This is a genomic window from Serratia sp. FS14 (assembly GCF_000695995.1).
GTDB classification, from domain to species: domain Bacteria; phylum Pseudomonadota; class Gammaproteobacteria; order Enterobacterales; family Enterobacteriaceae; genus Serratia; species Serratia nematodiphila.
The window spans coordinates 1,861,314-1,880,709 of sequence record NZ_CP005927.1 but is presented as its reverse complement, the minus strand read 5'-3'; the positions used below and the strand labels follow the sequence as shown (position 1 = coordinate 1,880,709).

The 19,396-nt window shown below is 60.6% G+C and carries 24 protein-coding genes; 6 read left to right on the top strand and 18 right to left on the bottom strand.

Annotated elements, in window-relative coordinates:
- Positions 1 to 3: 3 nt before the first annotated feature.
- Both dsbC and xerD read right to left on the bottom strand, forming a co-directional pair.
- Positions 4 to 720: a bifunctional protein-disulfide isomerase/oxidoreductase DsbC gene (gene dsbC, locus L085_RS08495; protein ID WP_004931688.1), complete on the bottom strand. Its 717-nt coding sequence runs from the start codon at positions 718 to 720 to the stop codon at positions 4 to 6.
- A 26-nt stretch (positions 721 to 746) separates the two neighbouring features.
- Positions 747 to 1,646 (bottom strand): site-specific tyrosine recombinase XerD, encoded by a 900-nt coding sequence (xerD, locus tag L085_RS08490; protein ID WP_004931685.1) that lies wholly within the window; start codon positions 1,644 to 1,646, stop codon positions 747 to 749.
- Between the two features lie 106 nt (positions 1,647 to 1,752).
- On the opposite strand from xerD, the gene fldB reads away from it, so the two are divergent.
- Positions 1,753 to 2,271: a flavodoxin FldB gene (gene fldB, locus L085_RS08485; protein ID WP_044030543.1), complete on the top strand. Its 519-nt coding sequence runs from the start codon at positions 1,753 to 1,755 to the stop codon at positions 2,269 to 2,271.
- Between the two features lie 65 nt (positions 2,272 to 2,336).
- Here the strand turns inward: fldB and L085_RS08480 are convergent, their stop codons facing one another.
- Together L085_RS08480 and sdhE are read right to left on the bottom strand one after the other, a co-directional pair.
- Positions 2,337 to 2,759, bottom strand: a complete 423-nt coding sequence (locus L085_RS08480) for a protein YgfX (RefSeq protein ID WP_004931681.1) — start codon at positions 2,757 to 2,759, stop codon at positions 2,337 to 2,339.
- On the bottom strand, positions 2,740 to 3,006 hold the full coding sequence (sdhE, locus tag L085_RS08475; protein WP_004931679.1) for an FAD assembly factor SdhE: 267 nt from the start codon (positions 3,004 to 3,006) through the stop codon (positions 2,740 to 2,742). Before sdhE ends, L085_RS08480 begins: the two co-directional genes overlap by 20 nt.
- 320 nt (positions 3,007 to 3,326) lie before the next feature.
- Between sdhE and ygfZ the strand changes: the two genes are divergently transcribed.
- A complete protein-coding gene (gene ygfZ, locus L085_RS08470) occupies positions 3,327 to 4,319 on the top strand; it encodes a tRNA-modifying protein YgfZ (RefSeq protein ID WP_044030542.1) in 993 nt (330 codons plus the stop codon).
- Between the two features lie 38 nt (positions 4,320 to 4,357).
- Here the strand turns inward: ygfZ and L085_RS08465 are convergent, their stop codons facing one another.
- Together L085_RS08465 and L085_RS08460 are read right to left on the bottom strand one after the other, a co-directional pair.
- Positions 4,358 to 4,855: a DUF2165 domain-containing protein gene (locus L085_RS08465; RefSeq protein WP_044030541.1), complete on the bottom strand. Its 498-nt coding sequence runs from the start codon at positions 4,853 to 4,855 to the stop codon at positions 4,358 to 4,360.
- 150 nt (positions 4,856 to 5,005) lie between these two features.
- Complete coding sequence (locus tag L085_RS08460) at positions 5,006 to 5,680, bottom strand: hemolysin III family protein (RefSeq protein WP_021505704.1); 675 nt, start codon at positions 5,678 to 5,680, stop codon at positions 5,006 to 5,008.
- Positions 5,681 to 5,863: 183 nt separating this feature from the next.
- On the opposite strand from L085_RS08460, the gene L085_RS08455 reads away from it, so the two are divergent.
- A complete protein-coding gene (locus L085_RS08455; RefSeq protein ID WP_004931670.1) occupies positions 5,864 to 6,472 on the top strand; it encodes an HD domain-containing protein in 609 nt (202 codons plus the stop codon).
- Between the two features lie 40 nt (positions 6,473 to 6,512).
- On the opposite strand, the gene rbsK is transcribed toward L085_RS08455, so the two are convergent.
- The 12 genes from rbsK to L085_RS08395 form a co-directional block, all read right to left on the bottom strand.
- Entirely contained in the window at positions 6,513 to 7,439 is a 927-nt protein-coding gene (gene rbsK / locus L085_RS08450; RefSeq protein ID WP_021505706.1) for a ribokinase, read from the bottom strand.
- Positions 7,436 to 8,344 (bottom strand): allose kinase, encoded by a 909-nt coding sequence (gene alsK / locus L085_RS08445; RefSeq protein ID WP_044030540.1) that lies wholly within the window; start codon positions 8,342 to 8,344, stop codon positions 7,436 to 7,438. Before alsK ends, rbsK begins: the two co-directional genes overlap by 4 nt.
- 10 nt (positions 8,345 to 8,354) lie before the next feature.
- Positions 8,355 to 9,026, bottom strand: a complete 672-nt coding sequence (gene alsE, locus L085_RS08440; RefSeq protein WP_015378973.1) for a D-allulose 6-phosphate 3-epimerase — start codon at positions 9,024 to 9,026, stop codon at positions 8,355 to 8,357.
- A 31-nt stretch (positions 9,027 to 9,057) separates the two neighbouring features.
- Complete coding sequence (locus L085_RS08435; protein WP_044030539.1) at positions 9,058 to 10,092, bottom strand: ABC transporter permease; 1,035 nt, start codon at positions 10,090 to 10,092, stop codon at positions 9,058 to 9,060.
- Positions 10,093 to 10,102: 10 nt separating this feature from the next.
- A complete protein-coding gene (locus L085_RS08430; RefSeq protein ID WP_004931660.1) occupies positions 10,103 to 11,089 on the bottom strand; it encodes an ABC transporter permease in 987 nt (328 codons plus the stop codon).
- On the bottom strand, positions 11,082 to 12,599 hold the full coding sequence (locus L085_RS08425; RefSeq protein ID WP_044030537.1) for a sugar ABC transporter ATP-binding protein: 1,518 nt from the start codon (positions 12,597 to 12,599) through the stop codon (positions 11,082 to 11,084). The genes L085_RS08430 and L085_RS08425 overlap by 8 nt, the downstream gene beginning before the upstream one ends.
- A 2-nt stretch (positions 12,600 to 12,601) precedes the next feature.
- Complete coding sequence (locus L085_RS08420) at positions 12,602 to 13,585, bottom strand: substrate-binding domain-containing protein (protein ID WP_015378977.1); 984 nt, start codon at positions 13,583 to 13,585, stop codon at positions 12,602 to 12,604.
- Positions 13,586 to 13,632: 47 nt separating this feature from the next.
- Positions 13,633 to 14,451 (bottom strand): DeoR/GlpR family DNA-binding transcription regulator, encoded by an 819-nt coding sequence (locus L085_RS08415; RefSeq protein ID WP_044030536.1) that lies wholly within the window; start codon positions 14,449 to 14,451, stop codon positions 13,633 to 13,635.
- Positions 14,452 to 14,832: 381 nt separating this feature from the next.
- Entirely contained in the window at positions 14,833 to 15,150 is a 318-nt protein-coding gene (locus L085_RS08410) for a BrnA antitoxin family protein (RefSeq protein ID WP_004931651.1), read from the bottom strand.
- Positions 15,113 to 15,436, bottom strand: coding sequence for a BrnT family toxin (locus tag L085_RS24555; protein ID WP_015378978.1), 324 nt, complete (start codon positions 15,434 to 15,436; stop codon positions 15,113 to 15,115). The genes L085_RS08410 and L085_RS24555 overlap by 38 nt, the downstream gene beginning before the upstream one ends.
- A gap of 77 nt (positions 15,437 to 15,513) precedes the next feature.
- Positions 15,514 to 16,260, bottom strand: a complete 747-nt coding sequence (locus tag L085_RS08400) for an SDR family oxidoreductase (protein WP_044030535.1) — start codon at positions 16,258 to 16,260, stop codon at positions 15,514 to 15,516.
- A gap of 96 nt (positions 16,261 to 16,356) precedes the next feature.
- The gene (locus L085_RS08395; RefSeq protein WP_004931645.1) at positions 16,357 to 16,590 is read right to left on the bottom strand and encodes a hypothetical protein; all 234 of its coding nucleotides are present in this window, start codon (positions 16,588 to 16,590) and stop codon (positions 16,357 to 16,359) included.
- A 189-nt stretch (positions 16,591 to 16,779) separates the two neighbouring features.
- On the opposite strand from L085_RS08395, the gene L085_RS08390 reads away from it, so the two are divergent.
- Genes L085_RS08390 through L085_RS08380 form a run of 3 tightly spaced genes read left to right on the top strand, consistent with a single transcriptional unit; the run spans position 16,780 to position 19,389 of the window.
- Positions 16,780 to 17,439, top strand: a complete 660-nt coding sequence (locus L085_RS08390; RefSeq protein WP_004931642.1) for a response regulator — start codon at positions 16,780 to 16,782, stop codon at positions 17,437 to 17,439.
- A gap of 4 nt (positions 17,440 to 17,443) precedes the next feature.
- Positions 17,444 to 18,850, top strand: coding sequence for an ATP-binding protein (locus L085_RS08385; protein ID WP_044030534.1), 1,407 nt, complete (start codon positions 17,444 to 17,446; stop codon positions 18,848 to 18,850).
- An 11-nt stretch (positions 18,851 to 18,861) separates the two neighbouring features.
- Entirely contained in the window at positions 18,862 to 19,389 is a 528-nt protein-coding gene (locus L085_RS08380; protein ID WP_031300620.1) for a GNAT family N-acetyltransferase, read from the top strand.
- Positions 19,390 to 19,396: the final 7 nt, after the last annotated feature.

Sequence of the window (19,396 nt, the reverse complement as noted above, 5' to 3'; positions counted from 1 at the left end):
CGATTAACCACCGGCTTTGGTGGCGGCCTGGTGCGCATCCAGCATGGCGGCCATCTCTTTCGGCCCCTGATAGCCCGGGATCATCATGCCGTTTTCCAGGATGATGGCCGGCGTGCCCTGAATGCCGAACTGTACGCCCAGCTCGTAATGCTTGCTGATGTCGGTTTTACAGGTCGCCGGAGAAACGGCGTCACCCTTCATGGCGGCGTCGAACGCCTTGGCCTTGTCGGCGGTGCACCAGATCGACTGCATGTCTTTTTCAGCCTGGGATGCCAGCCCCTGGCGCGGGAATGCCAGGTAACGCACGGTAATACCCAGATCGTTGTACTCTTTCATCTGCTGATGCAGCTTGTGACAGTAACCGCAGGTGATGTCGGTGAACACGGTGATCACGTGTTTCTCTTTCGGCGCCTTGTACACGATCATCTGATCTTTCAGCGCGTCCATCTTGCTGCTCAGCAGTTGGTTGGTCACGTTGACCGGCTCTTTGCCGCTGACGTCGAACAGCGGGCCCTGCAGGATGTGCTTGCCGTCTTCGGAGGCGTACAGCACGCCGCTGTCGGTCAGCACGGTTTTCAGGCCGTTGACCGGTGAAGGCTGCACGTCCGCCTGCTGGATGCCCAGGCTGGCGAGCGCTTTTTTGATCGCCGCGTCATCGGCATGGGCGGCGCCGGCCACCGAGGCCACCAGCAGTGAAAGCAGCATTAAACCTTTTTTCATTATTCCAATCCTTTCGAACCCGCCGCTCAGGCGCGCGGGTGATGCTGTTGATGTAGCTGTTTCAGTCGTTCGGTCGCTACATGAGTATAAATTTGCGTGGTCGAGAGATCGCTGTGCCCTAACAACATCTGTACGACACGGAGATCGGCCCCATGGTTCAGCAAATGGGTAGCGAACGCGTGCCGCAACACGTGCGGCGACAGACGCTCGCTGTCGATGCCCGCAAGGATGGCATAGTGTTTGATGCGATGCCAGAACGTCTGTCGGGTCATTTGCTGGCAGCGGGTGCTGGGGAACAGCACATCCAGCGTCTGGCCGTTGACCAGCCATGGGCGGCCGTGCTCCAGATAGTTTTCGATCCAGTAGACCGCCTCTTCGCCCAGCGGCACCAGCCGCTCCTTGTTGCCCTTGCCGATCACCCGCACCACGCCCTGACGCAGGCTGACGTCGCTGATGTTCAGCCCCACCAGCTCGGAAACCCGCAGCCCGGTGGCGTACAACACTTCGAGCATCGCCTTGTCGCGCAGCTCCAGCGGTTGATCGACGCAGGGCGCCTGCAGCAACGCATCGACCTGCGCCTCGCTCAGATCCTTCGGCAAGCGCTGCGGCAGTTTGGGAGACGCCAGCTGCGCGGTGGGATCGTCGGCGCGCAGCTTTTCGCGGTACAGATATTGAAACAGGCGCCTCATGGCGCTCAACAAACGCGCGGAGCTGGTGGCCTTGTAACCGCCATCCACCCGCTCGGCGAGAAACGCCTGCAGATCCAGCGCCTGCGCCTGCAGCAAATCGGTCTTCTGCTGGCCAAGCCAGGCGCCCAGGGCCTGCAAATCCAGCCGATAGGAGGCCAGCGTATTTTCCGCCAGATTACGCTCAAGCCACAGCGCATCCAGGAATTGTTCAATCAGCGCATTGTCTTGCTGTTGCACGCGGTCCTCTCTTTGTTGCATTTCCACCCGCGCCATTATGCCTTAAGCCGGCGCAAATCAGGTATACTCGCTGCAATTCTCTAAACAGCAACGTAACGGTTTACACATGAAGATTGGTCTGTTTTACGGCTCCAGCACCTGCTACACCGAAATGGCGGCAGAAAAAATCCGTGAGATTCTGGGTGAAGACCTGGTCGACCTGCACAACCTGAAAGACGTCTCGCCCAAGCTGATGGAGGACTATTCCATTCTGATCCTCGGCATCCCGACCTGGGATTTCGGCGAACTGCAGGAAGATTGGGAAGCGATCTGGCCGCAGCTGGCGGCGCTGGATCTGAAAGGCAAAATCGTCGCCATGTACGGCATGGGCGATCAGCTCGGTTACGGTGAGTGGTTCCTCGACGCGCTGGGCATGCTGCACGCTCACATCGCGCCGTTGGGCGTACAGTTCATCGGCTTCTGGCCCACTGAGGGCTTCGAGTTCACCAGCCCCAAACCGCTGAGCGCCGACGGCAAACACTTCGTCGGCCTGGCGCTCGATGAGGTCAACCAATACGATCTGAGCGAAGAGCGCCTGCAGCAATGGTGCGAACAGATCCTGTTGGAAATGGAGCCGCTGCTGTAGCCGCTATCGGGCGTTCCTCCCCAAACGCCGAGCGCCGGCGGCATGATTCGCGCCGGCGCCCCCTATCAACCTTGTTCGCCGTCACCCGCCGGCGGATACAGCAACAGCTGCCGCAGGTGGCGCCATTCCTCTTTGCTCATGCAGTCGGAAGCCAGCCACAGCCGGCGGCGCTTTTTGCCCTCCATAGGCTGTAGCGTCAACAGCATGCCGTAACCCGGCATCCACGGTTTTTTCGCCAGTCGCCACTCGCGGCCGTGCCAGCTGAAACGCCGATCCGCCAGCAGCCGCAGCTCGCCCTGCACCGCGGCGATGCGCTTCTGGCTGCGAATGCACTGAAACACCACCAGCGTCAGCAGCACCAGCCAGAGTGGGCCAAAGCCTTCCGGCCAGGGCGAAATCAGGATCAGCAGGATCAGAACACCGTGGGTTAACAGTGAAAACAGCTGGGTGCGCCAGGAAATGCGGATATCACATCGCCACTGGGCCACGGTCTTTATTTCGCGTTTGGATCAGGGTCACCATTCTTTGCAGCTCGCCGTCCTGCGGCGCGCCATGATTCATCAGCCAGTTGAACAAATCGGGATCGTCGCACTCCAGCAGGCGGATAAACAGCGCCTTGTCCGCGTCATTCAGGCTGTCGTATTCGTATTCGAAGAACGGCATGATGGAGATGTCCAGCTCGCGCATGCCACGGCGGCAAGCCCAGTGAATACGTGCTTTGTTGTTAATATCCATGTTGTTATGACTCACCTCTTTTCAGCGCGGCAGCGCCAGCGCAGGGTTCAAATGACACACTGTATGGCAACGCCGTCGCAATATAATTCCATCAGCCGGGGGTCTGTGTGCAAGTGTGCCCTGGCCGCAAGTCTATAGAGTAACAATTTGACATACACGCCGGGAAGGCGCTTTGTGGCGGAAAACGCAATAAAGCGCAAAATGCCAAAAAAAGCGCCCCCCGGCGCCGCGGCGCGAATAACAGTTTGCAAAGCCCGCCGCCTCTTTTACCATGGGTCCAATACCCTTCAGGTAAGCTAAACGTTGAGCAGGAACTTACTATGGCGCATAACATTCCATTCCCACCCCGTCAGCCCTCCGCTTCCACCCATCTGCCCCTGACGCTGATCTCGCTGGAAGATTGGGCGCTGGTGACGCTGAACGGGCCGGACACGGTGAAATATCTCCAGGGCCAGGTGACGGCGGACATCGACGCGCTGGCGGCCGATCAACACGTGCTGTGCGCCCACTGCGACGCCAAGGGCAAAATGTGGAGCAACCTGCGTCTGTTCCACCGCGGCGAAGGCTTCGCCTATCTGGAACGCCGCAGCGTGCTGGACAGCCAACTGGCGGAAATCAAAAAATATGCGGTGTTCTCCAAAGTCACCATCGCCGCCGATAATGACGCGGTATTGCTGGGCGTCGCCGGTTTCCAGGCGCGCGCCGCGCTGGCGGGCCTGTTCGCCACGCTGCCGAGCGCCGAGCACCCGGTGGTGCAGGACGGCGAGACCACGATTCTGCACTTCAATGCGCCGGCGGAACGTTTTCTGCTGGTGACACGCCCCGCCGTGGCCGAACAGCTGATCGGCAAACTGCATGACCAGGCGGAACGGAATGACAGCAGCCAGTGGCTGGCGCTGGAGATCGAAGCCGGTTATCCGGTTATCGACGCCGCCAACAGCGCGCAGCTGATCCCGCAGGCCACCAACCTCCAGGCGCTGGAAGGCATCAGTTTCAGCAAGGGCTGCTATACCGGTCAGGAGATGGTGGCACGCGCCAAGTTCCGCGGCGCCAACAAACGTGCGCTCTACTGGCTGGAAGGTAAAGCGGCTCGCGCCCCGCAGGCGGCGGAAGATCTGGAGCTGCAGCTGGGGGAAAACTGGCGTCGCACCGGCACCGTACTGGCGTCGAGCCAGTTAGCCGACGGTACGCTGTGGGTGCAGGTGGTGATGAACAACGATCTGGATGCCGACAGCAAGCTGCGGGTGCGCGACGATGCCGCCAGCCAGCTGGCGATCAAACCGTTGCCCTACTCGCTGGCCGAAGAGAAATAATCCGTCGGCCGCAGGCCCCCTGCCTGCGGCCATCTTCGTTACTCGTCCAACTCCCCGTCGCGCTGCACCAGATAGATCAGCACCAAGATGATGGTGACGAAGAAGCGAAACGCGCTCGGCACGCCGTTCCATTGCTGCGACATCCACATGCCGAACCACTCCCCTCCAATCGACATAAAACCGACCTGCCAGGTAAGGAAGCCCAACGTCAGCCCCGCTACCGCCCATTTTTTGCGGCCGTTGAAGGCGTTGGCGGGCAGTTTCAGGCCGCACAGCAGGCGCAGGCCACCAATCCAGCACAGCAGCGCGGTCAGACTCTCCAACGCAATGATGAAAATATAACCGGCGTGATGCAGCCACGGCGTCTGTATCGAGCGGTAGCCGATGGTGGCGTCGGGGAAAAGGGTATCCATCATAAAGACGTGGCGCACGAAGGCGAAATTGGAGCCGTAGTCGGTGAGGTTGCCGAAGGCGACCAGCGAAGCGAACAAGGCGATAGCGCAGACCAGCAGCGCTTTGGATAAGCGAACGATCATCTTGGTGAGTCCTGAACAGAGGTTAAAGAAACGGTATGCGGGCTCAGAAATGAAGGAACGGGCTTGCTGGATACCCGAAAGAAGCAAGCGCCTCTTTTTTAAAACAAAAGAGGCGCTAGTTCAATACGCATTCAGACGTAGCGGCAACGCTTAGACGTACAGGTAGATCGCCATGAAGTGGCAGGCGCTGCCGCCGAGCACGAAGCCGTGCCAGATGGCGTGGCCAAAGCGAATGCGCTTGGAGGCATAGAAAATCACGCCCAGGGTGTAGACCACCCCGCCGATCGCCAGCAGCGTGACGCCGCCGGCCTCCAGCCGCGTAACCAGCTGATAAATCACGATCAGCGACAGCCAGCCCATCGTCAGGTAGGTCACCAGCGACAGGGCTTCAAAACGGTGGGCGAAGGCCAGTTTGAACAGCACGCCGAGCAGCGCCAACCCCCAGATTACCGCCATCAGGCCCTTCGCCAGCGGCGAATCCAGCCCTACCAGCAAGAACGGCGTGTAAGTGCCGGCAATCAGGAGATAAATGGCGCAGTGGTCAAATTTTTTCAGCCAATGCTTGGCCTTTTGATGCGGGATCGCATGGTACAGCGTAGAAGCGAGAAACAGCAGGATCATGCTGCCGCCGTACAGGCTGTAACTGGTGATGGCCGTCGCATCGGCGCCGGTATTCACCGCCTGCACCAGCAGCAACACCAGGCCGACAATACCGAACACCAGCCCGATGCCGTGGCTGATGCTGTTGGCGATCTCTTCCGCCCACGGATAAGCCGCGGTGACAATCTTATTGTTCCCGGCTTTCACTACGTCCGTTTTCCCCATAACGCGCAACCCCTCAAAATGCCCTGCTTTGTGCGAAATTAACGCAAAGCAGCTTAACTGAGAATAATTCCAGTGTACACGTGTACGCTAAAATAAAAATGTGAACGCGTGTAACCATCGAAATCCCCCGCCCGCTGGTCTACAATCGTCAGGCTTCAACCCACCCACCTTGAGGTTTACACCATGTCATCCGCTGTACCCGCGTTAGATTTCGGTTCAATGACCCAGGCCATCCAGTTCCTGATGGAAATCGATAAGTTGAAAGGCGTGCAACGCCGCACCAAAGTGCTGGGCACCCAGCGCCAGGAAAACTCCGCCGAACACAGCTGGCATTTCGCCATCGCCGCCATGAGCCTGGCGCCCTACGCCGGTGATGACGTAGACATTCAGCGCGTGATCCAGATGGCGCTGCTGCATGACATCGTGGAAATCGACGCCGGCGACGTGCTGGTCTACGATCTGGCGGCCCGCGCGGCGATCCACGATCAGGAAGTGGCGGCGGCGCGCCGTCTGTTCGGCATGTTGCCGGAGGCTCAGCGCGAGTATTTCACCGCTTTATGGCAGGAATATGAAGACGGCGAAAGCGCCGATGCGCGCTTTGCCTTGCTGCTGGATCGCACCATGCCGATGCTGATGAATCTGCACAATGAAGGCCAGAGCTGGGTGGAAAACGGCATCAGCCTGGAGCAGGTGCTGGCGCGCAATGCGTCGATCGCCGACGTGCATCCCGAGCTGTGGCGCCATATGGAGCAACATCTGCGGGACGCGCAGCGCAAAGGCTGGTTGAAGTAAGGGAGCCGGGCTGCCGCCTCTGCGCCGCAGCCCGTCAACGTCAAGCGAACGCCTGCTGGCGTTCCAACGCCTCCTCATAACTCGGCATCGATCCCGCCGCCCCGGCGCGTTCCACGCAGACCGCCGCGTAGGCGGCGGCGAAGCGCGCCGCATCGGCTAACGGCACCTGATTCGCCAGCTGCGCCGCCAGAGCGCCGTTAAACGCATCCCCCGCGCCGGTGGTGTCTTTCGGCTGCGCCGGAAACGCCGGGATCAGCTCACTGTGTTCCCCGTCCGAGAACAACGCCCCCTGCGTGCCCAAGGTCACGATCAGCAAACGAATGCCCTTGGCGTGCAACACCTGCGCCGCCTGACGCGCCGAAGCCACATCCCGCACCGGCACGCCGGTCAGCAACGTGCATTCGGTGGCGTTGGGCGTCAGCAGATCGACCTGCGCCAGCAGGCTGTCCGGCACCGGCTGAAACGGCGCCGGGTTGAGAATGATGAACGTCCGCGCCTCGCGGGCGATGGCAATCACTTGTTCGATCGCCGGCAGGTTGTTCTCCAACTGGGTCAACAGAATATCCGCCGCGGCGATCGCCGGGCGGCACTGGCGCACCTCGTCCTCGCTGACCGTCAGGTTGGCGCCGGGATCGACGGCGATCATGTTCTCCGCATCCTCGCCGGCAACGTAGATAAGCGCATTGCCGGTCGGGCAATCGCCGGTCGAGAACAGCGTCACCGCATCGAAGCCGGCCGCGGCGAGATGACGCCGGGCGAAGGTACCGAAGTCGTCGCGCCCCACCTTGCCGATATAATGCACCCGCGCCCCGGCGCGCAGCGCGGCGGTGGCCTGGTTGGCGCCCTTGCCGCCCGCCCCCATCATACTGTTACGGGCGATCAGCGATTCGCCGGGCTGCGGAAAGCGCGCCATGCCGGCGACGATATCCAGGTTGAACGAACCGAACACGCAGACTTTGCCTTTCATTGCGGGTACTCCCTGCTCAATTGGAGGTGGCGCCGGGCTGCCAGACAGGCGCCTTTGCTGCCGGTTTCATCGGTCAGGCGGCTGATGGAGATCGCCAATCCCTGTGCCGGCTGGGGCCCGCGCAGATGACGGCGGATCTCTTGCTCCAGCCGCGCCAACGGAAAACCGCGCATGGCGATCACGCCGCCACCCAGGATCAGCCGTTGGGGGTCGATCACATTCATTTCGATGGCGATGGTCTGCGCCAATCGTTCAACGAAACGCCGCAAATCCGGATGATCGCCATGGCGTTCGAACAGCCGGTCGAACGGCGTTTGCGCCGCGTTGGCACGCGCCCAGCCGGTCAGCCAATGGCCGGAGGTCAAACTCTCGACGCAGCCCCGTTTGCCGCACGGGCACTCGCCCAGATGGCCCGGCCAGGGAATGTGCCCCAACTCGCCGGCGGCGCCATGCGCCCCGTGGTAAAAATCGCCGTTCAGCCACAGGCTGTTGCCCATGCCGGTGCCCAGATACAGCCCTACCGCCACCTGCGGCAGCGCCGGCAGCTGCTGCAAATCCCACCACAGCAGATGGTTGACGTCCTTGTCCATTCGCACCGGCAGCGCCAGCAAATCGGCCAACAGCGCCGCCACCGGCTGGGCATCCAGCGCCGGAATGAACGGCAGCGACAGCACCCGCGAGCGATCGCGGCTGAGGATCCCCGGCAGCCCCAGCATCACCTGCGCCACCTGACGATCCTCACAATGCCGGGCGATAAGATCGCCCAACGTCGCCAGCGGATCGGCCCGCTGCGCCCAATCGGCGGTCGCTATCTTGCGGTAACCGCTGAACTCGCCTTCATCATCCATCAACAGCAGACGGGTATTGGTGCCGCCGACGTCAACGCCAAGAAAATACCGCATCATATCCCCCGCCTCAGGCCGCCTGCCGCATCTGATCCAGCATCTTTTCCCACGCCGTTTCCAGATCCGGATCGAGGTTGAACAGCCCGGAACTGCCGACGATCAACACTTCCGCGCCGGCGCCCATCAGATCGCGGTAGGTGCGCTGGTTACAGGATCCATCTATTTCGATCAGATAGTTCAGATCCTGTTGGCGTTTCAGATCGCGCAACTGGCGGATCTTGTCCAGCATTTCGGGAATGAACGGCTGCCCGGCATAGCCCGGATCGACGGTCATGACGGTGACCTTGTCCAGCAGGTGAAGGTAGTGGCGAATAAACTCCACCGGCGTGGCCGGGTTCAGCACCACCCCCACTTTTTTGCCCAGCGCGCGGATTTGATTGATCACGCGGAACGCGTCGCGGTTGATGGTTTCGGCGTGCGGGCAGATAAAGTCCGCCCCGGCGCGGGCGATCGGCTCGATAAAATCGGTTGGGTTCTCCACCATCAAATGCACGTCCAGCAACAACGAGGTATGCGGGCGGATCTGTTCGATAAAGAACGGCGACAGCGTGATGTTTTTAACGTAGTGCCCGTCCATGATGTCGATATGCAGCATATCGGCGCGGCGATTCAGCACCGCCAATTGCTGCCGGATATCCATCAGGTTCATGCACATCAGTGAAGGTGAAATCTGGTATTTCATTAGCGTTATCCTGCGCAAAAGGGAAAAGGGATCAGTGGCCCGCCGCGATTCTGGCCTGGGCCGCGCTGCGGCGCATCGCCCGCCGCTGCTGATAGCGATGGCGGAAAAACTTCAGCGCCAGCACCGCGATCAGCACCGCGCCCCACATCGCCAGACTGAAATGCGGGCTGACGTTCATCAAGTTCAAACCGGTCGCGATCACCTGCAGCACGATCAGCGCCAACACCACGCCGCTGACCCGGCCAAAACCGCCGAACGGATCGGTGCCGCCCAGTATGATCGCCAGCACCGTGAGCAGCAGGTAGGAGTCGCCGTAACCCATGCGCGCCGAGTTGAAGCGCGCCATCATCACCAGCCCGGCAATGACGCACAGCAGGCTGGAGAGGGTGTAAATGGCGATCAACACCCGATGGGTATTCACGCCGCTGAAGTGGGTGGCGTTGATGTTGCTGCCGCTCATGTAGATGCATTTGCCGAGCCGGGTTTTCTGCAAGAACAGCGCCAGCAAGGCGGCGACCACCAGGAAGATCCACAGCGGTACCGGCACGCCCAGCACGCGCTCGGCGCCGATAAACCGCACGATCTCCGGCATGCCGCTCAGGGCCGCGCCGCGCGTCAGGTAAATGCCGATGCCGTTGACCGTCGTCATGGTGGCCAGCGTCACCAGAATCGGATGCGCGCCGACGTAGGTCACCAACGCGCCGGTCGCCGCGCCGATAAGCCCGGCCAACAGCATCGCCGCCGCCAGCGCCAACGCCAGCCACAGCGCCTGCAAGCCCAGCCCGGCATCCGCCGGCAGGTAGCTGATGAACAGCCAGGCCATCAGCAGGCTGGTCAGGTTGGCGCTGGCGATAATGCACAGGTTCAGGCCACCGCTGAGGATCGGGATGAACATCGCCAGCGTCAGCAGGCCCAGCTCCGGCAGCTGGAAGGCCACGCTGGTGAAGGTGGCGCCGCTGAAGAAGCGCCCCGGCATCAGCAGGCTAAAGCCCAGCACCACCGCCAGCAGCAATGCCAGCAGACCGACGGCGACCCCGTCCGGACGAAATTTCAGGTTGTTGCCCATCAGGCGCTCCTCAGGCGAAACCGACGTCGGTTTCTTTGCGTTTCTTGTAGTGAGTGACGGTGATCGCCGCGACGATCACCAGACCGATCACCACGTTCATGAAGTAGCTGGACACGCCGATCAGGTTGAGGCCGTTTTTCAGCACGCCGATCAGGAAGACGCCCATCAGCGTGCCGACCACGCTGCCCTTGCCGCCGTTCAGGCTGGCGCCGCCCAGCACCGCCGCCGCCAGCACGTCGAGCTCCCCGCCCACCAGCGCGTTGGGCACCACTTCCCCCATGCGGTACACCTGCACCAGGCCGCCGATCGCCGCCATCGCGCCCAGATAGCCATAGGCGAACAAATGCAGCAGGCCAACGCGGATGCCGATGCGCCGCGCCGATTCCGCATCACCGCCCACGGCAAACAGCTGGCGCCCGAGGTGCGTTTTGTTCAGCAGCAGCCAGGTCAGCAGCGCCACCGCCAGCATCACCAGCGTCGGCAAACCGAGCTGATAGCTCTGCTCACCCAGCTGGAACGGCAGCACGCTGCGCGGCAGCGTCCACCAGTCCGGCAATGCGTACAGGCTGCGGCCGTTGGTCAGCCACATCAGCATGCCGAACAACAACGCCTGCATGCTGATGGTGACGATGATCGAGACGATGCGCAGGCAGTAGATCAGCAGCGCATTGACCATGCCCAGCGCGGCACCGATCGCCAACGCCAGCAGAATGCTGCCCGCCGGGCTGGCCAGGCCGTAGTGGGTCGCCAGCGTGGCGATCAGGTACTGCACCACCGAGGCGACTGCGGCGAAGGAGATATCGATGCCGCCGGTCACCAGCACTACAAACAGGCCGAGGGCGAAAATACCGCTCACCGCATAGCTTTCGCTGAGATCGAGCAGGTTTTGCACCGTTAAAAACCGATCGCTGAGCAGTGAAAAGACCATGACCGTCAGCAGCAGCACCCAGGCCAGGTAGCCTTCGTTGCCGCGCGGTTTCAAACTGAATCTACGCATTGACCGCCTCCGCGAGCTGTTGCTGGCTCACCTGCCCCGGCAGGTATTCGCCGATCACGCTGCCGCCGCTGAAGTGCAGCACCCGATCGCAGTTGTAATACACCTCCGGCACCTCGTCGGAGATCAGCAAAATGGCGATCCCCTCCTGCGCCAGCAGATGGATCAGTTGATAGATGCTGGCCTTGGCACCGACGTCGACGCCGACGGTCGGCGAGTCGAGGATCAAGATCCGCGGCTGGGTCAGCACCCACTTGGCCAGCACGATCTTTTGCTGATTGCCGCCGGACAGCGTCGAAACCGCCTGATCCGGATCCGCCACCCGCACGCCGAGCTTGGCGATCCACTCCGCGACGATGCGATTCTTGCGGTAGTCGTCGATCAGGCGAAAACGCCCGCGCAGCTTATCGAGAATGGTCAGCACCGCGTTATCCGCCACCGACTGTTGCTGCACCAGCCCCAGCGTCAGGCGATCCTCCGAGACGTAGCCGATGCCGGCCTTGATCGCGTCCTCATGGCCGCGAAAGCGCACCGGTTTGCTGTCGAGGTAGAGTTTTCCGCTGTCCGGCCGGGTCATGCCGAACAGGCTCAGCGCCAGCTCGGTACGCCCGGAGCCGAGCAGCCCGCACAGACCGAGCACCTCCCCCTGATGCAGACGGAAACTCACATCCTGATACTGCCCAGCGCGGCTCAGGCGATCCGCCTCCAGCATCACCCGATCCTTATTCATGCTGGGCGCTTTCAGGCGATAGTCCAGCTTCAGACCGGTCATCAGCTCGGTCAGACGATCGCCGGTGATCTCCGCCGCCGGCCAGGTACCGACTTTGTTGCCGTCGCGGATCACCGTGACGCGATCCGAGATCTCCAGCACCTCGTCCAGCCGGTGGCTGACGAACACCACGCAGATGCCCTGCGCTTTCAGATAGTCCACCGTGCGCAGCAGTTGGTTGACCTCGGTGCGGGTCAGCGAAGCGGTCGGTTCGTCCATGATCACCAGCCGCGCCTGCGCCACCAGCGCACGGCAGATCGCCACCTGTTGGCGCTGCGCGATCGGCAGCTCCGCCACCCGTTTGTCGAGATCCAGATTGAAACTCAGCGATTGCAGCTGGCGTTCGGCGGCGCGCCGCAGCCGCGCCGGGCGGTGCCAACCCAGCAACCCGCGCAGGTTGTGTTCAAAGGCGATGTTTTCCGCCACCGTCAGGTTGGGAAACAGCGACAGATCCTGATAGATCACCTGAATGCCGAAGGCGCGCGCCTGATCCGGCGACAGCCGGCCGAAGGTTTGCCCATCGAGGGTAATGCGGCTGCCGTCGTCCGGTTGATAGACGCCGGCGATCGCCTTGATCAGCGTGCTCTTGCCGCAGCCGTTGGTGCCGGCCAGACAGTGCACCTCCCCCGGCATCAGCGCCAATGAAATATCGTTCAGCGCACGCTGCCCGCCAAAGGTCATCGACAGCTGTTGCAGTTCGATAAGCGGCGCGCCCTGCGTTGCCGTATTGCCGGAAATCGCCATGATTACAGCCCCATCTTCACCAGCTTCGGCAGGTTTTGCTTATCCAGGCTTTCGGTGGCGTTGCCGAGAATGGTGTGCTGCTGCGCATCCACCTGCACCTTGCCCATGCCTTCGATGGTCATGCCGTCGGTGATTTTCTCCCCCTTGTGCATCATGTCGGCGATGCGCACGAACACTTCGCCGGCCACCATCGGATTCCAGATGTAACCGCCCTTGATGGCGCCGCGATTGACCAGCGAAGCGCCCTGGCCCGGGCTGAACGGTCCGATGACGCAGATATCGTTGCTTTTGCCGCGGTTGAGCACCGCGCGCCCGGCGCCGATCGGCCCCTGCGAGCCGAACGCCAGCACGCCTTTCAGATCGGGATACTTGGCCATCAGATCGTTGGTGGTGCGCACGCTGTCATCCAGCGATTCCCCCACGCCGAACTTGTCGCCCACCAGTTGCATGTTCGGGTAGTGCTGCTTCTGGTAGTTGATGGCCGAGTCCGACCAGGTGATGTGCAGCGGCACCGTCAGGCTGCCGACGTATACCGCGTACTTGCCCTGCTCTTTCATGCAGGCGGCCAGCGCTTTCATGTGGTTGACCCCGTGCTGCGAGGCGTCCACCAGCTCAAAATCCCAGTCGGCGTACTTCTGGCCGGGGGATTCGTGCACGATCACCTTGATGCCCGCCTCCTGCGCGCGCTTGAGCACCGGCTCCAGCACCCGGGCGTCGTTCGGCACCACGCCGATGATGTCCACCTTCTGCGCGATCAGATCCTCGATGGCGCGCACTTGCAGCGCCGGATCCGCCGCCGTCGGCCCAACCATCCAGGCGTCGATGTCGCGTTTGGCGCTCTCGCTTTTGATGCCGGCCTCCATGGCGTTGAACCAGGGAATGCCGCCGATCTTCACCACCACGCCCATTTTCAGCTTGTCCGCCGCCTGCGCGGAGACCGACAGCAGCAGCGAGGCAAACAGACCGACCAGTACGGATTTTTTCATTGTTCTCTCTCCACAAGTGTTGGCTGTAATAAGGGTTTTCATTGTTGTTATCGCGCCGCCCTTTTCGCGGCGGGTGAAACTTCAATCACGTCGACGTTGTTCCAGGCCAGTTCCTGACGAAATTCGTCGTCGCTGAGCCTGTCGGTGATCAGCGTGTCTATTTCCCGGTAATGGCAAATGCGGGCGAACGAGCGGCGGCCGAACTTGTTGCTGTCCACCAGCAGGAACTTGCGTTCCGACGCCAGCAGCATCTGCTGCTTCAGCCGCGCATGGTGCTCATTGCTTTCGCGGATGCCGCCGTCCTGGCAGATGCCGTGGCAGGAGAAAAACAGCTTGTTGATCACGAACTCCTTCAGCATCTGCTCCGCCAGCACGCCGATAAAATCCTCGTACTTGGCGGAATACTCGCCCCCCAGGCCGATGGTGCGCACGTTGGCCTTGCAGGCCAGCGTCTGGATGATGTGCAGCGAGTTGGTCAGCACCACCAGCGAGATATCCGGCAGTTGGCGCGCCAAAAACCAACTGCTGGAACTGCTGTCCAGCAGCAGGCAGTCCCCCGGCGCGATAAATTCCAGCGCGCGTTTGGCAATGCGCGTCTTCTGTTCCGGCGCCTCGTTGCTGCGCTGGCGGAAAGATTCCCCCTGGTCTATCTCGGCGGGCACATAGGTTTTCTCCACCGCCGGCGGCTCGACGAACACTGCGCCACCGTGGCTGCGCAGCAGCAGGCCGCGCCGTTCAAGCAAGGCCAGATCACGCCGCGCCGTCTCGATAGAGATGTGGCACAGCTGCGCCACCTCCTGCACCATCACGCGGCCGCGCTGGCTCAAGACTTCGGTGATAAAGCGATGACGTTCTACAGGCAGCATGTTTCTTTTCTCCTCCACAACGTTGATTACGATATCGATTTGCCGCGCCGCGTTTTGCGCGCGGACGCAAAGCGCATCGCCCTGCGATCGGTCAACGATCGCGATGTGATAGTTGTCAAAAAAATCGGGAAGGAAATGAAATGAATAATTACGAAAGTGTGGAGTAACAGGCAGTTATGATGCGCGTACGCCTGAGGTAAACAGGAGAGAAACGGTAAACGGTCACAATTCCACGCTCCACAGCATGACCGTTAATGACCGTTTGTGTGGTTTTGACCGAGCGTCACAATTAGACCGCCGGCGTTGATAACGCATTACCTGAAAAAACAGCAAAAAAAATCCGGTGAGAACCTCACCGGATCGTTAGCCGCCTGGCACACATTATTCCCCGTGTTCATGCTCTTTCAACATCGCCTCACGCAACACGGCGTTCAGGCGTTTCTGATAGCCTTTGCCTGGCCGCTGAAGCCAGGCCAACACATCCGCATCGATGCGGATGGTTTTCGATACTTTCATCGGTTTATAAAAACGCCCCTGAACCGCAGCCTGCCACTTTTCCTCATCCAGTGCCGGCGCATCGGCATAATCGATGTCCTCGTCCGGCAACGCACTCAGTGAAGCAATTTGCGCTTTCTGCTCCTCCGTCAACGGCGGGAGTACGCTATGGGCCAGATTTTTGGCGGAATTTTTGCGCTTCATCTCTTCCCCTCTCTTTGGCATCGGCCTTGCGTGCTGAAATGATACGCACGATCTCTACTGTATCGCCTTCGACATCCGTTTCGATCGTCGTATGTGCCACCAGCAACAGCAAGCAGGATCCGACCATGCCGATCGTTTGCCAACGTTCTTCTCCACCCTCGATCCTTTCCAACACAGCCAAATGGTTGGGATCCAGAAAAACCCGTTGCGCAATCTCAAAACTGACACGGTGTTTGCGCTGGTTACTGTGATTTTTATCCTGATTCCATTCAAAATAAACATACATTTTTGTAACTACATTTTGATTGTTATTTAATCAAAACACCTCGCATCCGGAGGGATGTCAAAACCCTACGGATGCGTTCAACGCCCGCCTGCGGCCTCGATAAAGGTGCCGGTCACGTAAGATGCGGCGTCAGACAGCAACCAGGCGATCGCCTCCGCCACTTCCTGCGGCTGGCCGCCGCGCTGCATCGGCAAACTGTCCTTCACGCGATCCACCCGGCCAGGCTCGCCGCCGCTGGCGTGCATCTCGGTATAGATGAATCCGGGCCGCACGCCGTTGACGCGAATGCCCTGCGCCGCCACTTCCCGCGATAAACCTATGGTCAGCGTATCGACGGCGCCTTTCGAGGCGGCATAGTCGACGTACTCTCCCGCAGCCCCCAGTCGGGACGCCGCGGAGGAAACGTTGACGATGGCGCCGCCCCGTCCGCCATAGCGCAGCGCCATGCGCTTCACCGCCTCGCGGCAACACAGGAAGTAACCGGTAACGTTGGTGCCGAGCACCTGATTGATGCGCTCGGCGGTCAACTGTTCAATGTTCGCCTGCTGGAACAGAATGCTGGCGTTGTTGACCAGCGCGCTGAGCGTGCCCAGCCCGGCATCCAGTGCGCCGAACATCGCCATCACCTGCGCTTCGTCGGCCACGTCAGCCTGCAATGCCAGCGCCTTACCGCCCTGCGTCTCAATCTCCGCCACCACCTGCCGCGCCGCATTTTCGTCACGCAGGTAATTCACGCCCACCGCATAGCCCTGCCGGGCCAGCAGCAAAGCGGTCGCACGGCCAATTCCCCGGCTTGCGCCAGTCACCAATGCCACTTTCGTCATCGTATTTTTTCTCTGGTTGGCGATATAAAAATAACGGCCTGCGCACAGGCTCCCCGTTTGCCAGTCAGAGTATAGAGCGGCGCTCTAGAAAACGCTTCAGAGCTGAGCCAGGCGGCGCAGCAGCTTTTTAATCCGATATTTCGCGCAGCCGGAGGCGTCCGTTACCGCCACCTGATGGCCCCGCTGCAAACCGGAAGCATGCAGGCCTTTGTGAGCAGGGCTGTGCACATCGCCGCGAAACGACAGCATCAACAGCACGAGCAGCATCGCCACGCCTGAATACATCAGCCGCCGCGAGGCGCCCGCGAGCGGGGAACCGTCAGTCTGCATGTTTCGCTCCCTCAGCCATGATTTCGAATGGCAGCAAAATAACTGAAATTCCCCCTCGTTCCCTTAACGCGAGATTAAAGCCAGATTAAGGTTTGCTTAAGAACGTGCAGGCAGCGCAGGTTTCCCCGTTGTCTTCCCGTCAGCGTTATAGTTAGATAAGCGCGACTCAAGGATCTCAGCGGAAATAACGTGAACATACTGTTGGTGGAAGACGACCTGCAATTAGGCAAGGCGCTGTGCCGAGCATTGGAGCTGGCCGGCTTTAATTTGTGCTGGGTGCGCCTGCTCGTCGACGCGGAAAATAAACTTTCATCCGGTGGGTTCGATTTGATGCTGTTGGATCTCACGCTGCCGGACGGTGACGGTTTGCAGAGGCTGATCGCCTGGCGCGCCGCCGGGCAAAATATCCCGATCATAATCCTGACCGCCCGCGACCGCATTGAAAGCCTGGTGAACAGCCTGGATTCCGGCGCGGACGACTTTCTGGCCAAACCCTTTGCGCTGCCCGAACTCATCTCGCGCGTCAAGGCGGTCAACCGGCGCATGGCGGGCTTCGCGTCACAAACCTGGAGCCTCGGCGCGCTGTATCTCGATCCGGTCAACCATCAGGTCATGCTGGATAACGAACTGCTGATGCTGTCGAAAAAAGAGTATCACCTGCTGCACGAACTGATGCGCTGCGCCGGCACCGTGGTGCGCAAAGCGGTGTTGGAACAGCGGCTGTTCGGCCACGGCGACAGCGTGGAAAGCAACTCGCTGGAAGTGCACATGCATAATTTACGGCGCAAGATCGGTAAAGAAAGAATTATTACCGTGCGCGGCATTGGTTATTTGCTGAAGAAAGAGTAGCGAAATGATCGGTTTCAAATCCTTCTTTATGCGCACCATTATTTTCCAGGTGCTGGCCATTTTATTATTGTGGGGGATCCTCGTCGCCTGGGTGAAATATTGGTATTACCCCGACATGGAGAAATATTTCGATAACCAGCAACGCATCGTCGCTGCAGGCATCGCCAATATTCTCGACGAAACCGGCACTGACCATATCGATTACCGCGGCATCATCAAGACCATTGAAGACATGTACATTGATTCCATCAATAACGGCATGCAGGATGAAATCGACTATCACCCGCTGTTTGTGGTTTACGATCGAGACAACCGGGTGCTTTACAGTTCGCAAACGCAGGGAGAGCCGCTGCGCCTGCCGCCTTCGGTGCTGTCCGGCTCGGTCAATTACGCCGGCGCCAACTGGCATCTCGCCGGCAGCTGGAGCGAGAATCGCCAGTACCGGGTGATCGTCGGCGAATCGTTCAACGATCGCACCACGCTGTTCGGCAACCCGGCGGAGAGCACCGCCATGCCGCTGCTGGGCATTCTGGCGGCCATCATCATCACCTTGCTGTTTACGGCCTATTTCAGCCTGCGGCCGCTGCGCCAGATCGCCCGAACCATTTCCGATCGTCAGCCCGGCAATCTGTCGCCGATCAACGTCAGCGAGCAGTATCAGGAAATCCGGCCGGTGGTGATGGAGGTTAACAAACTGATGGCGCGCATCGACGCCGCCAATCAGCGCGAGAAACGATTTATGGCCGACGCCGCGCATGAGCTGCGCACGCCGATCGCCGCCGTGCTGGCGCAGCTGCATTTGCTGACCCAGGTCAGCGAGCAGCAGGAGCGCCGGGAAATCATCGGCGACATGCAGCAAGGGCTGGATCGGGCGGCGTCGCTGTCGCGCCAGCTGATCAACCTGGCCAAGCTGGAGGCGGAAGATTTTCCGCTGAAGATTGAGGCGGTGGACATCTACGCCGAAATTGGAAAATGCATCGCGCAGCACGTCCCCTATGCGCTGGAAAAAGATGTCGAACTGTCGCTCGACGGCAGCGAGGAGGTGGTGGTGAGTACCGACCGCCATGCGCTGATCGCCATCTTCACCAACCTGCTGGACAATGCGCTCAAGTATGCGCCGCCCGGCAGCCGCATCGAAGCCAATATCCGCTCGCTGGCGCCACTCGGCTGCTATATTACGTTGCGCGACAACGGCCCCGGGGTGAGCGAAGAGCACCTTCCGCGCCTGTTTGAGCGCTTTTATCGCGTGCCCGGCACGCAGCAGACCGGCAGCGGGCTGGGATTGGCCATCGCCCGCAACCTGGCCGACAAAATCGGCGCGCAGCTGCGCGTCACCGAAGGTCTCGACGATCGCGGCATCGGCTTTATCATCGATTTGCCGGAAAGTTACCGGCCACAGATTGAGAGTTAACCACGAGCATGATCGCCCCTGTACTGCTGCAACGGCAGCAACTCGACCGGCTGTGGGATATCGACCGCAGCGAAATTATCGACACCCTGTATCGCCTGCAGGACGGCAAGCTACACCCCTACCCGGACTACTACGATGTGCGCGGCTGGGATCCGCACGATCGGGAAACCTATACGCCGATCCACGAAGCGTGCTTCGATCGCGGCGGCGCGTTCTTCGCGCTGTTCGAAGGCGAGGAAATCGTGGCAGCGGCGGCGCTGGACACCGAACCGCGCGGCCCGCGGCAAGATCTGCGCCAGCTGCTGTTCTTTTACGTCAGCGCGCACCAACGCGGCCAGGGGTTAGGCAAGCAGCTGTTCCAGCTCTGTCTGCGGCAGGCGGCGCAAGAAGGCGCCGCCGGGCTGTACGTCTCCTCCATTCCCAACAAAAGCACCGTAGACTTCTATCTGGCGCAGGGCTGCCGGCTCATCGAACAGCCGGATACCGAATTGTTCGCCCGTGAGCCGGAGGACATTCACCTGGTCTGCCTCTGCCGCTAGCGGCCAG